The organism is Streptomyces sp. NPDC059452, assembly GCF_042750035.1.
Lineage (GTDB): Bacteria > Actinomycetota > Actinomycetes > Streptomycetales > Streptomycetaceae > Streptomyces.
The window spans coordinates 105,098-119,683 of record NZ_JBHYVE010000007.1; the positions used below are offsets into that span (position 1 = coordinate 105,098).

Sequence of the window (14,586 nt, forward strand, 5' to 3'; positions counted from 1 at the left end):
AAGATTTTTCGCCACTACGGCGGTGTCGTGCCGCTACGACGTCACTGGCAGCACGCCCTTCACTGTACGGGAGCACGGATGGGCACCCGGCGCGGTGCCGGATGCCCATCGGAGCCGTACAAGAAGATCTTTCCGGTTTTTAGTCCTCGGAGGGGGCGGACGGGAGCTGGGTGGTGATCAGGTCCATCACCGAGGAGTCGGTGAGGGTGGTGACGTCGCCCAGCTCGCGGTTCTCGGCGACATCGCGCAGCAGGCGGCGCATGATCTTGCCGGACCGGGTCTTGGGCAGCTCGGCCACCGGCAGGACCCGCTTGGGCTTCGCGATCGGGCCGAGCGTCGCCCCGACGTGGTTGCGCAGCTCCGCTACGAGCTCGTCGGAGGCGGTCGCACTGCCGCGCAGGATCACGAACGCGACGATGGCCTGGCCCGTCGTCTCGTCGTTCGCCCCGACCACGGCCGCCTCGGCGACCGACGGGTGGGAGACGAGCGCCGACTCGACCTCGGTGGTCGAGATGTTGTGGCCCGACACGAGCATGACGTCGTCGACCCGGCCGAGCAGCCAGACATCGCCGTCCTCATCCTTCTTGGCACCGTCGCCCGCGAAGTACTTGCCCTCGAAGCGCGACCAGTAGGTGTCGAGGAACCGCTGGTCGTCGCCCCAGATGGTGCGGAGCATGGAGGGCCACGGCTCGGTGAGGACCAGGTAGCCGCCCCCGCCGTCCGGCACCTCGTTGGCCTCGTCGTCCACGACGGTGGCCGCGATCCCGGGCAGGGCGCGCTGGGCGCTTCCCGGCTTGGTCGCGGTGACGCCCGGCAGCGGCGAGATCATCATCGCGCCGGTCTCGGTCTGCCACCAGGTGTCCACGATGGGGCACTTGTCGGCGCCGATGTGCTTCCGGTACCAGATCCACGCCTCGGGGTTGATCGGCTCACCGACCGAACCGAGGACCCGGAGGCTGCTCAGGTCGAACTTGGCGGGGATGTCGTCCCCCCACTTCATGAACGTACGGATCGCGGTCGGCGCCGTGTAGAGGATCGTGACGCCGTACTTCTGCACGATCTCCCAGAAGCGCCCCTGGTGCGGGGTGTCGGGCGTGCCCTCGTACATGACCTGGGTCGCGCCGTTGGCCAGCGGCCCGTAGACGATGTACGAGTGACCGGTCACCCAGCCGACGTCGGCAGTGCACCAGTAGACGTCGGTCTCCGGCTTGAGGTCGAAGACCGCGTGGTGCGTGTACGCGGCCTGGGTGAGGTAGCCGCCGGAGGTGTGCAGGATGCCCTTCGGCTTACCCGTCGTGCCCGAGGTGTAGAGGATGAAGAGCGGCTGCTCCGCCTCGAAGGCCTCGGGGGTGTGCTCGGCGGACTGCCGGGCGGTGATCTCGTGCCACCAGACGTCGCGGCCCTCGGTCCAGGCGGTGTCCTGACCGGTGCGGCGGACCACGAGGACGTGCTCGACGCTCTTGATACGGGAGACGGCGTCGTCGACCGCCGGTTTGAGCGCGGAAGGTTTGCCGCGGCGGTAGCCGCCGTCGGCCGTGATGACGACCTTGGCGTCCGCGTCCTGGATGCGGGTGGCGATGGCGTCGGCGGAGAAGCCGCCGAAGACCACCGAGTGCGTGGCGCCGATGCGGGCGCAGGCCAGCATCGCGACGGCGGCCTCGGGGATCATCGGCAGGTAGACGGCGACCCGGTCGCCCTTGGTGACGCCCAGTTCGGTCAGCGCGTTGGCGGCGCGGGAGACCTCTTCCTTCAGCTCCGCGTAGGTGATGGCGCGGCTGTCGCCGGGCTCGCCCTCGAAGTGGATGGCGACCCGGTCGCCGTTGCCCGCCTCGACGTGGCGGTCCACGCAGTTGTACGCGACGTTCAGCTTGCCGTCCGCGAACCACTTCGCGAAGGGCGGGTTGCTCCAGTCGAGGGTCTCGGTCGGCTCGGTGGCCCACGTCAGGCGGCGGGCCTGCTCGGCCCAGAAGCCCAGCCGATCCGCCTCGGCCTGCTCGTACGCCTCTGCGGTGACGTTGGCGTTGGCGGCCAGCTCGGCAGGCGGAGCGAACTTCCGCTCTTCCCGAAGCAGGTTGGCCAGGCTCTCGTTGCTCACGACTTCTCCCAGTCCCAGGGTGTCCGTTGTGTCCCGGGGCATAGCTCATCAGGCGCGGGGCCGGGTGACAAGTGTCTGCCGGGAATTGGTTTAGACCTGTGTCTTCGTGTATGGAAGCATGATCCCGCTCCGCAGGTCAGGGCGGCTTTACGACGCGTGGCGCAAAGTCGTCCCGTGGCTCGTTTCCTTGCCGTACGGGTCCTGCTGGGTGCTGTACGGCGTCCTGTACGGCGTTCTGTACAGCGTCCTGTTGTGCGTCTGCCTTCTGTGCGTCTGCCTGCTGTACGGCTCGGGTTCCTGGGAGCGGGGTCATCAGGTCTCACGGACCCGGGGGCTGCCCGGTTCAGACGCCGGCGCGTTCCAGCTCTCCGGTGCCGACCCGGTCGAAGACCTCGGCGGGTCCCGTTCCGGAGCCGGCCCCTTCGGTCAGCAGATACGCCTGGGCCTCGCCGACATGGAAGTACATGCCCTGCAACTGGAGCGTCCCCTCGGCGAGCCGGCGGGCCACCCCCTCGTTCGCCCGCAGATGCTCCAACTGCTGGACCACATTGGTGAGGCAGAGCTGCTCGACCTCGTCGGCGGGCAGCCGGCCGGAGATCCGCGCCCAGGAGTGGCGGCGCGAGGCCATCCGCTCCAGGCTCGGCAGCCCGTGGCGCAGCCAGCGCCACAGGGGAGTGCGCGGTCTGTCCGGACCGGGCTCCGGCTCGCCCTTGAGCAGCGCCTGCATGGCGCCGCAGCCGGAGTGCCCGCAGACGGTGATGGACTCGACGCGCAGCACGTCCACCGCGTACTCGATCGCCGCGGCCACCGAGTCGTCGCCGCTCTCCGCCGACACGGAGCCCGGCGCGGGCACGAGGTTGCCGACGTTGCGCACGGTGAAGAGATCGCCCGGACCGCTGGACGTGATCATGCTGGTGACCAGGCGGGAGTCGGCACAGGTGATGAAGAGCTGCGAGGGGCTCTGGCCCTCGGAGGCGAGCCGCGCCAGCTCGTCGCGCACGAGCGGGGCGGTGTTCCGCTGGAACGAACTCAGGCCGCTGAGCAGCCGGTGGGCGCCGCTCTTCCTGCCGTCCCCGGTGGGGCGGGTGGTGGAGGGGAGGCTGCCGGCGGGGTCGGCGGGGTTGGCGGTGGCTTCGGGGGCGGTGGGGCTGGTGAGGTCGGTGGTAGCAGTGGTTCTAGTGGTGCCTGTGGTGCCTGTGTTGTCGGTGGTTCCTGTGGGATGGGTGGGGCGGTCGTGGCAATGGTGGTTGCGCCACGGGGTCCAGGGGCGGCAGCAGGAGGAGACGGCTGCGGCTGCCGGTTCGGCGATGCGGCTGCCCGACCGGCCGGTGAAGGCGATCCGGCCGCCCTGGGCGAGTTGCGCGCCGCGCCAGGCCCGGATCGCCTCGTACGCGGCGTGGTCCATGAAGAACCCGTCCAGCTCGACGGTCGCGTCGATCCCCGGGGGGAGCTGCCCGAGGGTCCGGGTGAGCCGGGGGACGGCCAGGAAGGTCAACTGGCCGTGGACGGTCACCACATGGCGCCCGTCCCGCTCGGTCACGGTGATCCTCGTGCGGCCCAGGCGGTGGAGCGAGACGACCACCGCCACGGCCACCCCGACCGCGACGCCCGCCAGCGCGCCGAAGGCGACGACCCCGGCGACCGTGGCCGCGTAGACGGGGAACTCCCGGTGTCTGCGGACGTTACGGATGTGCGCGAAGCTCACCATCTGGATCCCGACCACCATCACCAGGGCGGCGAGCGCGGCCAGCGGAATCCACTCGAACACGGTGACCAGCAGGCCCGCCGCGAGGAGCACCCAGACCCCGTGCAGCACGGTGGAGGCGCGCCCCGTCGCTCCGGCCCGAACATTGGCCGAACCCCGCACCACGCCCCCGGCCACCGGGAGTCCGCCGAGCAGCCCGGTCAGCGTGTTGGCGACACCCTGACCGCGCAACTCGCGGTCCAGATCGGACCCCTGGGGCGGAACCCGGGGCGGGACGGCGATGGGGGAGGGAGCAGGTGTCGATGAGGCCGTCGGTGCGGGCGTTGGCTCTCCCGAGCGGTCGGCGGCCAGCCTGTCCACGGCCACCGCGGCGAGCAGCGATTCCAGGCTGGCCACCAGCATGACGGTGAACACCGCGGTGGCCAGGGCGAGCACGGGCCCCTGGGGCAGCTCCGGCAGGGCGTGCGACCGCCAGGACGGCAGGTCGACCCGGGCGAGACCGGGCGTCGCCACCGCCGCCACCGCCGTCGCGACCACCACCGAGGCGAGCGCGGCCGGGATTCTCCGTACCGTCCGGCCCGCCCGCCCCGGCAGCCGGGGCCACAGCAGCAGGACGGCGATGGTCAGCACCCCGATGAGCGGGGCCGCCGGACCGACCCCGGCCAGCTGCTCCGGCAGGGCGAGGGCGTTGGCGACGACGGAGCTCTGGGGTGATCCGCCCAGCATGATGTGCAGTTGGGCGAGCGCGATGGCCACACCGATGCCGGCGAGTGTCCCGTGCACGATCGCCGGGCTGACGGCGAGCGCGTTGCGCGCAGCTCTCAGGGTGCCGAGGAGGATCTGGAGCAGCCCGGCGCCGATGGTGATGGCGCAGGTGGTGCGCCATCCATAGATCTGGATCAGCTCGGCCGTGACCACGGTCAGCCCGGCGGAAGGGCCGCTGACCTGGAGCGGTGTCCCGCCGAACAGCCCGGCGACGATGCCGCCGACGGCGGCGGCCACCAGCCCGGCCTCCAGCGGGGCGCCCACGGCGAGGGCGAGGCCGAGCGACATCGGGACGGCGATCAGGAAGACGGTGATGGAGGCGGACACATCCGCGCCCGCGATGCGCAGCCGTCGGCCGCCGGGCGGCGGTGGGCCGTGCGGGCTCTTCGCTCCCGAGGAGCCGCTGAGGCGCGGACTGCGGGATGTGCGGTCATGACGAGTGGGTACGCAGGCGGACATGTTCCCGTCTCCTCCGGAGGCAGCGCGGTCGCGAGGACGTCAGGGGCGCGGCCGTGAGTCACGGCGTGCAGCGGCGGGATCTCTCAACTCTCAGTAAACGAATGGTAATGGAGAGTAAAGTTCAGCGCTTCGCATTCAGGGCATTTAGGTCACTGCGTCACTCATTCAAGTGAATAGGCAGCTTTTCATTCGGCCTGTCGCTCTCCTCCCGCACGGCTGCGTGCGACCTTGGCCGCGCCGTGTCGGCACTTCAACGCAAATGACCTGCAAGGAAGAGGGTGGGCGGATGATGGCCGCCACGAAGAGGATCGCGATGGGCGTCATGGCGACGGCGCTGGTCACCGTGCTCGCGGGCTGCTCCGGTGCGGGATCCGGAGGGTCCGCGTCCGGGGAGGCCGGTACGGGCGCGGGTGCGGAGAAGGGTGCCCACGGTGCCAAGGAGAACGCTCCGGAGGCTGCCCCGAAGAGTGCCGTCAAGCTCATCGGGGACGGCTCGACCGCCTTCACCGGAGTTCAGCCCAAGGTGCAGGCCGCTCAGCGCCTGGCGCCGGGTCAGAAGCCCCCGCAGTTCGTGGTGTTCTCCTGGGACGGGGCCGGAGAGGACAGCCAGAAGCTCTTCTCGCACTTCCGCGGCGTCGCCAAGAAGTACAACGCCACCATGACGTACTTCCTCAGCGGTGTGTATCTGCTGCCCGAGGAGAAACGATCCCTCTATGCGCCGCCGCAGCACGCCGCCGGCCGTTCCGACATCGGCTTCAACGACACCGAGGGCATCCGCAACACCCTCGCCGAAGTGCGCGCCGCCTGGAAGGACGGCAACGAGATCGGCACCCACTTCAACGGCCACTTCTGCGGCCCGGACCGCGGTGTCGGCACCTGGTCCGTGGAGGAGTGGAAGAGCGAGATCAATCAGGCGAAAGCTTTCGTCAAGAACTGGAAGACCAATGTTCCGGAGCTGAAGGACGAGGCCCCGCTCCCCTTCGACTACGACCAGGAGCTGATCGGCGCCCGTACCCCCTGCCTCGAAGGGCAGAAGAACATGGTCGCCGCAGCCCGGAACATGGGCTTCCGCTACGACTCCAGCGGTGTCGGCAACCAGGTCTGGCCCAAGAAGAAGGACGGCGTCTGGGACATCCCGCTCCAGCTCGTCCCGATGCCCGGCCGCGCCTTCGAGACCCTCTCCATGGACTACAACTTCATGGTCAACCAGTCCGGTACGAAGACGCAGGGCGACCCCTCCCAGCACACGTACTGGGGCAACCAGATGCGTGACGGCCTGCTCCAGGCCTTCGACCGCTCGTACAACGGCAACCGGGCGCCGCTGATCATCGGCAACCACTTCGAGTCCTGGAACGGCGGCACCTACATGCGTGCCATCGAGGAGACCATCGCGAAGGTGTGCACCAAGGAAGGCGTGCGCTGCGTGTCCTTCAAGCAGCTCGCGGACTGGCTGGACGTCCAGGACCCGAAGACGCTGGCCAAGCTCACCACGCTCGGCGTCGGCGAGGCGCCCAAGGAGGGCTGGCAGAACTACCTCGGCGCCCAGGCCGCCGCGGCCGTCCGGCCCGAGAAGGACAAGGCGGCCGGACCGGAGGCCGGATGACCGACGGGGCCGGCCACCCCTCCCCGTAACCCTGCTGGACGGCCCCCTCCTGTCACTCCGGCGGGACGGCCCCTCCCCGTCACCCGGGTCGAACATCGCCGGGTGACGGGGAGGGGCGGGGCATGGGGCATGGGGCTATGGGGATGGGGGCGCGGCGGGGGGCGCCGACGGGACGCAGGCGTGGTGGCTCAGGCGGGCGCGGGGATGCCCGCCCCGGCATGCCGCTCACCGAGCACGAAGGCGGGGTCGACCTGGGCGGCCAGGTCGGCGCCCGTCTTCTCGTTGCCCCAGCTCTCCGCGTTCTTCAGGTGGAAGTGCACCATCTGCCGGGTGTAACGCTCCCAGTCGCGCAGCTCGTACGAGTCCTCGGCGGCGTCCTGGAGGGCCTGGAGGGCCATCCGGTTGTCGGCCTCCAGCAGCTCGAACCGGGACGGCCGCCCCTTCTCCATCGACCGCACCCAGTCGGAGTGGCCCACCCCGACCAGCAGGTCCTCGCCGACCTCCGCACGCAGGAAGTCCAGGTCGTCCGGGCCCTGCACCTTGTTGCCGACGACCTTCAGCGCGATGCCGAAGTCCCGTGCGTACTCCTTGTACTGGCGGTACACCGACACCCCCTTACGGGTCGGCTCCGCGACCAGGAACGTCATGTCGAAGCGCGTGAACATCCCGGAGGCGAACGAGTCCGACCCGGCCGTCATGTCGACCACCACGTACTCGTCCCGGCCGTCCACCAGGTGGTTGAGGCACAGCTCCACGGCCCCGACCTTGGAGTGGTAGCAGGCCACCCCGAGGTCGGACTCCGTGAACGGTCCGGTGGCCATCAGCCGGATGTCCCCGTCGTCGAGCCGGACCGTACGCGCGCAGGCGTCGAAGACCGGGTTGTCCTCGCGGACCCGCAGCAGCCGCGAACCCTCGCCGGGCGGAGTCGTCTTGATCATCGTCTCGGCGGAGGCGATACGGGGGTTGGTCCCGCGCAGATAGTCCTTGATGAGGGGGAGGTGCGCACCCATGGCGGGCAGTGCGGCCGCCTCCGCCTCGTCGAGGCCGAGGGCGGCCCCCAGGTGCTGGTTGATGTCGGCATCGACGGCGACGACATGGGCTTCATTGGCGGCGAGGTGGCGGATGAAGAGCGAGGACAGCGTGGTCTTTCCGCTGCCGCCCTTCCCGACGAAAGCGATCTTCATGTTCACCTAGGGTAGTGGGTCGATCGCGCTGTGCTGTTGATGTTCGTGAAGATGGCCACTTGAGGGTGGTCCGGGTGTAGGGGGCGCGTAGCCTCGCTACTTATGAGTACGACTGCCTCAGACCCGCTCGCCGCGCTCGGTGCCCTGCCCGGAGTGCCCGATGCCGTGGACTCCGTACGCAAGGCCGTCGACCGGGTCTACGGTCACCGCGTCATGCGGCGCCGCAGCAACGAGGTCACGGCCGAAGCGGCGCTGCGGGGCTCCCGTGGTTCGGCGGCGCTGGCCGGTGCCGACTGGAATCTGGAGGAGGTGCGCCGGCGCACCGACTTCAGTGGTGAGGACGAGGCGCGGACGGTGGGCGCCGCGCTGAGGCTCACCGCGGAGGCCGGGCAACTGCTCTCCATCTGGCGGCAGTCGCCTCTGAGGGTGCTGGCGCGGCTGCATCTGGTGGCGGCCGGCGGGGCCGCGCCCGACGATGCGGTCGGCCGTCCGAGGCTGGCCGGTGAACCCGTCGACGAACCCCTGATCGAGACGCCGCTCCCCGGCGCCGACGAGGTGGCCGGACGGCTCGAAGGGCTTTCGCGCCTGATCATCGCGGGCAGTGCGGCCCCCGCCCTGGTGACGGCCGCGGTGGTGCACGGCGAACTCCTGGCGCTGCGCCCCTTCGGCTCGCACAACGGTCTGGTGGCGCGGACCGCCGAGCGCATCGTGCTGATCGGCAGCGGGCTGGACCCGAAGTCCATCTGCCCGGCCGAGGTGGGCCATGCCGAACAGGGCCGTGCGGCGTACGTCGCGGCTTTTGAGGGCTACACGGCGGGCACTCCGGAAGGCATGGCCGCCTGGATCACCCACTGCGGGCGCTCGGTCGAGCTGGGGGTCCGTGAGTCGACGGCGGTCTGCGAAGCCCTGCAGCGCGGCGCGGCGTAGACGGGGCTCCGGGCGGCAGTAGCCCGGGGAAAAGGTTGCGGCGGTACCGAGATGCGGTACCGCCGCTGGCACGTCCGCCCAGTTACCAAGCGTCCTCGTAAATTTGCCCATCAGGTCGGGTACTTTGCCCGTCACCTGGTGCGGCTGGCCCGTAATCGACGGGTCGACGTCGCGTGGGTGCTCGGCTTTCGTGCGCGGTCCGTGGGGCCGTCACTGCGTTACAGGTCATCCTCACGGATGTCCTTGGTCTCGCGGGCCGTTGACTCCTTTGTACTCCAGGGCCGGAGGAAGGGAAAGCCCTGGACCCACTTCTTTACTTTTAGGTTCAATCAAGGGCGAATCGGGCGGCCCCTCGAAGTTGGGCAGCCCCTCGAATCGGGCGGCCTCTCGAAGCGCCGGCCCTGCCCGGCCCGGCCCGGCCACCTCGTCGGTGCTACCCGGCCAGGGTCGCCCCGGCGGTACGCCGACGGCTGGCGTACCAGACGAGTCCCGCGGTGACGGCTGCCGCGCCGACCGCTGCGGCGGCCACGAGTGCCGGGCGTGGCGGCATCGAGAAGGCGGGCAGCCGCTGCTTGAGCCGGACCGGGCGGTTGAAGACGAGAATCGGCCACTCGCGAAGGGTCGCTTCGCGGCGCAGCGCGCGGTCGGGGTTGACCGCGTGCGGGTGGCCGACCGCTTCCAGCATCGGTACGTCGGTCGCCGAGTCGCTGTAGGCGTAGCAGCGCGAAAGGTCGTACCCCTCCGAGACCGCGAGCGCCCTCACCGCCTCGGCCTTGGTCGGACCGTAGGCGTAGTACTCGATCTCGCCCGTGAAGCAGCCGTCGTCGCCGACGACCATGCGCGTGGCGACGACACGGTCGGCGCCCAGGAGCTCGCCGATCGGTTCGACGACCTCCGCGCCGGAGGTCGAGACGATGACCACGTCCCGGCCCGCGGTGTGGTGTTCCTCGATGAGGGTGGCCGCCTCGTCGTAGATGATCGGGTCGATCAGGTCGTGCAGGGTCTCGGCGATGATCTCCTTGACCTGCTGGACGTTCCATCCCTTGCAGAGGGAGGAGAGGTAGGCACGCATCTTCTCCATCTGCTCGTGATCGGCGCCCCCGGCCAGGAACACGAACTGTGTGTACGCGGTGCGCAGCACGGCGCGGCGGTTGATCAGGCCGCCTTGGTAGAAGGACTTGCTGAAGGTCAGCGTTGAAGACTTCGCAATGACCGTCTTGTCCAGGTCAAAGAAGGCTGCTGTGCGCGGCGAGAAGCAGTTTTCCACAACGCTGAGCATAGGCGCCCGCCATTCGGCGTAAAATCCGGCGCGTGGGTTTGCTTGAGAAGGCCCTCGGGTACACCATGGAAGTCACGGATCGTTCGCGACCGTGCTAACCCCGGTCCGACTCCTCCCCCCCCGAGTCGGCCGTGGGGACGACCCCCGCTCTCCCCCCCGGCGGGGGTCGTCGCATGTCCGGATGCGTTTTGCTCCCCGGGCCCAGCGTTTCCCTCCCTTCCGGCCCCCGGCGTGCCTGCTCGTGCGAGGCGTCGGCGGCCGCCCCTGTCTCGTCACAGTGTGTAGCAGCGGGGCTGCGCTCCGGAAGTCGCTGGTTCGGGTGACGGAGATATTCACAACGCCGAAGTTGTCCACAGTTTTCGAGCAAGATCCACATGTTTTTCCGCGGTGCTGCACGTTGATTCCTCCCGCGAAGTCCGCGGGTACCGGAATCGCGCATCTCGGAAACGCTCCGAGATCACCGCGAACCGCACCGAAGGGGCAGTGAGAAGGGGGCGGAGATCGTGGCTGGATCCCTCACGCGAGAAGGGCTGACGGTCGCCGAAGGGCGGCGCGGCGGACCGCTGATCGTGACGGAGGACGTGGAGCTGCTCGACGACCTGCTGCGGCTGTGCGCGGCGGCAGGGGCGGAGCCGGAGGTCCATCACGGACCGCCCGGGCGGCGGGGCGGCTGGGAGCAGGCGCCGATGGTCCTGGTGGGCGATGACGCGGCCGCGCGGTGCCGTGGGGCCGCCCGCAGACGGGGGGTGATGCTCGTCGGGCGGGACCAGGACGACCCGGACGTCTGGCGGCGCGCGGTTGAGATCGGGGCCGAATACGTGCTGCGGCTGCCCGACTCCGAGGGCTGGCTCGTCGACCAGATCGCCAATGCGGCCGAGGGCGTCGGCAGGCCGGCGCTCACCGTCGGGGTGATCGGTGGGCGGGGCGGCTCCGGCGCATCGACGCTGGCCTGCGCCCTCGCCGTCAGTGCGGCCCGGGCCGGCAGGCGCACGATGCTGATCGACGCGGACCCGCTGGGCGGGGGCATCGACGTCCTGCTCGGCGGCGAGCGGGCCGAAGGTATGCGGTGGCCTGATTTCGCGCACTCCAAGGGCCGTCTCGGCGGGGGAGCCCTGGAGGACTCCCTGCCCGCGCTGCACGGGCTGCGGGTGCTGAGCTGGGGCCGGGACGGCGAGGTGGCCGTCGCGCCGCAGGCCGTGCAGGCGGTGCTGGCCGCCGCCCGCAGGCTCGGCGGGGTGGTGGTCGTGGATCTGCCGCGCCGGGTGGACGAAGGAGTCGCGGAGGCCCTGGCCCAGCTCGACCTCGGCCTCCTCGTGGTGCCGGGTGAGCTGCGGGCGGTCGCGGCGGCCAAGCGCGTCGCGTCCATGGCCCGCATGGTGCTGGACGACCTGCGGGTGGTGGCGCGGGGGCCGTATGCGGCAGGCCTCGACGAGCGCTGGGTCGCCCAGGCCATCGGGCTGCCCCTCCTCGGCGAACTGCCCCTGGAGCCAGGCCTCCTGGCCGCCCAGGACGGGGGAATGCCGCCCGGCGGCAGCGCCCGCAGCCCGCTGGCCCGCTTCTGTGCGGAGTTCTGGGAGCAGACGGCGGCAGCGGCGGGCGACGCGGGTTCCGCCGCCGCACCGGCCGCGGGAGGCGCACCATGACCGATGCGCTGCTCGATGCCGTACGCCAACGGCTGGCGCGCAGCGGTGACGCGCCCACACCTGCCGGGGTGGCGGCCGCGCTGCGGGCGCAGGGGCGGCTGCTGGGCGATGCCGAGGTGCTCGGCGCGGCGGCCGAGCTGCGCGGGGAGCTCGTCGGGACGGGGGCGCTGGAGCCGCTGCTCGCCGACCCCGAAGTGACCGATGTGCTGGTCTCCGCGCCCGACCGGGTCTGGGTGGACCGGGGCGGCGGCCTTCAGCTGACGGGGATCACCTTCCGGGACGCGGCGGCGGTGCGACGGCTGGCCCAGCGGCTCGCCGCCGTCGCGGGCAGGCGGCTGGACGATGCCCGGCCGTGGGTGGACGCCCGGTTGCCGGACGGGACGCGGATGCATGCCGTGCTCCCTCCCGTCTCCGTCGGCTCGACCTGCCTCTCCCTGCGGGTGGTGCGCCCGAGGGCCTTCTCCCTGGCGGAGCTGGTGGAGGCCGGGACGGTGCCGCCGGGTGGTGACCGGATCCTGCGGGCCATGGTGGAGGCGCGGCTCTCCTACCTGATCAGCGGGGGCACCGGGGCGGGCAAGACGACCCTCCTGGCCAGCCTGCTGGGCGCGGTCGGAGCGGACGAACGGATCGTGCTCGCCGAGGACTCCGCCGAACTGCGCCCCGACCACCCCCATGTGGTCCGGCTGGAGTCCCGCCCCGCCAACCAGGAGGGCGCGGGCCGGGTGACCCTGCACGATCTGGTGCGCCAGGCGCTGCGGATGCGGCCGGACCGGCTGGTGGTGGGAGAGGTCAGGGGCGCCGAAGTGGCACAACTGCTGGCCGCCCTGAATACGGGCCACGAAGGGGGCTGCGGCACCGTCCATGCGAACGCCGCCGAGCACGTCCCCGCCCGGCTGGAGGCGCTGGGGACCGCCGCGGGACTGGACCGGGCCGCGCTGCACAGCCAGCTGGCCGCCGCGCTCTCGGTGGTCGTGCATCTCGTACGGGACCGGGCCGGGCGGCGGCGGATCGCCGACGTGCATGTCCTGGAGCGGGACGCGGCCGGGCTGGTGGTCACCGTGCCCGCGCTGAGCTGGGGCGCGGACGGGTTCGTCCCGGAGCGGGGCTGGGCGCGGCTGGAGTCGCTGATCGGGGGTGCGCTGTGACGGGGGGAGCCGCGGGCTACGCGGTGCACGCGGCGGCCCTCTGCGCGGGCGCGGCGGTGTGGCTGGTGGCGACGCGGGACCCCGGGGCGCGGCGGGCGCGGGTCCTGTTCGTGGACGGGCCGGACGAGCCGTGGCGGGCGGGGCGGTGGCGGCCGCCCCTGCTCAGGGCCCGGGAGCTGGCCGTGGAGCGGCGCGAGTGGTGGTGCGTTCCGGTGGCGGTGGTGCTCGCCGTGCTCGGTGCGTCGGTGCTGCCGCTGTTCGCCGGAGCGGTGGCGGTGCCCTTGGTACGGAGGTGGATGCGTGGGCGGGCCCGGCGGCGGCAGCGGGAACGGGCGGCGGAGACGGTGGCGGCGTTGTGCGGGGCCGTGGTCGGGGAGCTGCGGGCCGGACAGGAGCCGGGCCGGGCGCTGCTGGCCGGGCTGCGGGAGTGCGCGGCGGACGGGGAGCCGCGGGTCAGGGGAGGGCCGGATGGTGGTGCGTGGCTCGGGGACGCGGAGGCCGCTGTGCTGGCGGCCGCGCGCTTCGGGGGCGATGTGCCCGCCGCGCTGCGGCAGGCGTCGGAGGGGCCGGGGCTGGACGGCCTGTCCGGGATGGCCGCGTGCTGGCGGGTGGCCGTGGACGGCGGGGCCGGTCTCGCGGCCGGGCTGGACCGCTTGGAGAAGGCGTTGCGGGCCGAGCGGCGCAGACGGGAGGAGCTGCGGGCCCAGTTGGCGGGAGCCTGGTCGACCGTCGTGGTCCTGGCGCTGTTGCCGGTGGCCGGGATGGGGCTGGGCGGAGCGCTCGGGGCGGACCCGCTGCGGGTGCTGCTCCACACGCCGGGCGGGCTGTTCTGCCTGGCGGTGGGCGGATCGCTGGAGGCGGCCGGGCTGTTCTGGGCCTGCCGGATCGTACGCGGAGGGGAGGCGCCATGAGCGGGGCCGGAGAAGTTCTCCACAGCCTGGGGATGGTGGCGGCGTTTCTGGGCGTCGCGGTGCAGTCGGCGTTCGCGGTGGCGGCGGGACGCCGGAGACGGTCGGTGCGGGGCCGGGGCGCGCGGCTGCTGGAGACCGCACCGGCCGTACGGGGCGGCTGGTGGTCCCGGACTGTCCTCGTACGGGCCGGGGCGGGCGGCGGCTCCGCAGCCGGTGCCGCCGCCGCTGGTGCCGTGCGGTGGGCCGCTCCGGCCGGGGCGTGGCTGGCCGGGTGGATTCTGATCGGCGGCCTGTGGGGATGCGCCGTCGGTTCCGCCGCGGCATACGGGACATGGCGCCGGCAGCGGGACCGGCCCCGGCCCCGCCCGGGTGAGACCCGTGAGGAGCGGGCGGCCATCGCCGCGCAGCTTCCCCTGGCCGCGGATCTGCTGGCCGCCTGCGTCGCTGTCGGGGCCGGTCCCCGCGAGGCGGCGGAGGCGGTGGGCGAGTCCATCGGCGGTCCGGTCGGCGACCGGCTTGCCCGTGCCGCTGCCGAGATCCGCCTCGGCGGGGAGCCTGCCGAGGCGTGGGGGCGGCTCGGGGAGATACCGGGCGCCGGACCGCTGGCCCGTTGCCTGCACCGGGCCGGGGCGACCGGGGCACCGGCGGCGGAGCCGGTCTCACGGCTGGCCGAGGCGATGCGCGCAGAGCGGGCCGGTGCGGCGGTGGCGCGTGCCCAGCGGGCCGGGGTCCTGATCACCGCGCCGGTCGGGCTCTGCTTCCTCCCTGCCTTCCTGGCGGTCGGGGTGGCGCCGGTGATCATCGGCCTGGCCGGCGGGCTGCTGGCCAGGGGTTAGACCGGCCCGGCTCTTTTTCACGGGCGTTTCATTC

The 14,586-nt window shown here is 71.9% G+C and carries 10 protein-coding genes; 6 read left to right on the plus strand and 4 right to left on the minus strand.

Features of this window, described 5'->3' with window-relative positions; translation table 11 throughout:
- Positions 1-139: 139 nt before the first annotated feature.
- Positions 140-2,137, minus strand: coding sequence for an acetate--CoA ligase (gene acs / locus ACFW9Z_RS12515; protein ID WP_384638499.1), 1,998 nt, complete (start codon positions 2,135-2,137; stop codon positions 140-142).
- Between the two features lie 301 nt (positions 2,138-2,438).
- Complete coding sequence (locus ACFW9Z_RS12520) at positions 2,439-5,024, minus strand: SulP family inorganic anion transporter (RefSeq protein WP_384638502.1); 2,586 nt, start codon at positions 5,022-5,024, stop codon at positions 2,439-2,441.
- Positions 5,025-5,310: 286 nt separating this feature from the next.
- Here ACFW9Z_RS12520 and ACFW9Z_RS12525 point away from each other — a divergent pair, with 286 nt between their 5' ends.
- Positions 5,311-6,627, plus strand: a complete 1,317-nt coding sequence (locus tag ACFW9Z_RS12525) for a hypothetical protein (protein ID WP_384638844.1) — start codon at positions 5,311-5,313, stop codon at positions 6,625-6,627.
- Positions 6,628-6,815: 188 nt separating this feature from the next.
- On the opposite strand, the gene ACFW9Z_RS12530 is transcribed toward ACFW9Z_RS12525, so the two are convergent.
- Positions 6,816-7,811 (minus strand): ATP-binding protein, encoded by a 996-nt coding sequence (locus ACFW9Z_RS12530; protein WP_384638505.1) that lies wholly within the window; start codon positions 7,809-7,811, stop codon positions 6,816-6,818.
- A 102-nt stretch (positions 7,812-7,913) separates the two neighbouring features.
- On the opposite strand from ACFW9Z_RS12530, the gene ACFW9Z_RS12535 reads away from it, so the two are divergent.
- On the plus strand, positions 7,914-8,738 hold the full coding sequence (locus ACFW9Z_RS12535) for an oxidoreductase (protein ID WP_384638507.1): 825 nt from the start codon (positions 7,914-7,916) through the stop codon (positions 8,736-8,738).
- A gap of 433 nt (positions 8,739-9,171) precedes the next feature.
- Here ACFW9Z_RS12535 and ACFW9Z_RS12540 read toward each other — a convergent pair whose 3' ends face one another.
- On the minus strand, positions 9,172-10,017 hold the full coding sequence (locus tag ACFW9Z_RS12540; RefSeq protein WP_384638510.1) for an HAD family hydrolase: 846 nt from the start codon (positions 10,015-10,017) through the stop codon (positions 9,172-9,174).
- Between the two features lie 503 nt (positions 10,018-10,520).
- On the opposite strand from ACFW9Z_RS12540, the gene ssd reads away from it, so the two are divergent.
- Genes ssd through ACFW9Z_RS12560 form a run of 4 tightly spaced genes read left to right on the plus strand, consistent with a single transcriptional unit; the run spans position 10,521 to position 14,552 of the window.
- The gene (gene ssd, locus ACFW9Z_RS12545; protein WP_384638513.1) at positions 10,521-11,660 is read left to right on the plus strand and encodes a septum site-determining protein Ssd; all 1,140 of its coding nucleotides are present in this window, start codon (positions 10,521-10,523) and stop codon (positions 11,658-11,660) included.
- Positions 11,657-12,805, plus strand: a complete 1,149-nt coding sequence (locus tag ACFW9Z_RS12550; RefSeq protein WP_384638516.1) for a TadA family conjugal transfer-associated ATPase — start codon at positions 11,657-11,659, stop codon at positions 12,803-12,805. Before ssd ends, ACFW9Z_RS12550 begins: the two co-directional genes overlap by 4 nt.
- Positions 12,802-13,716, plus strand: a complete 915-nt coding sequence (locus tag ACFW9Z_RS12555) for a type II secretion system F family protein (RefSeq protein WP_384638519.1) — start codon at positions 12,802-12,804, stop codon at positions 13,714-13,716. The genes ACFW9Z_RS12550 and ACFW9Z_RS12555 overlap by 4 nt, the downstream gene beginning before the upstream one ends.
- A complete protein-coding gene (locus ACFW9Z_RS12560; protein ID WP_384638522.1) occupies positions 13,713-14,552 on the plus strand; it encodes a type II secretion system F family protein in 840 nt (279 codons plus the stop codon). Before ACFW9Z_RS12555 ends, ACFW9Z_RS12560 begins: the two co-directional genes overlap by 4 nt.
- The last annotated feature ends 34 nt before the right edge of the window (positions 14,553-14,586 follow it).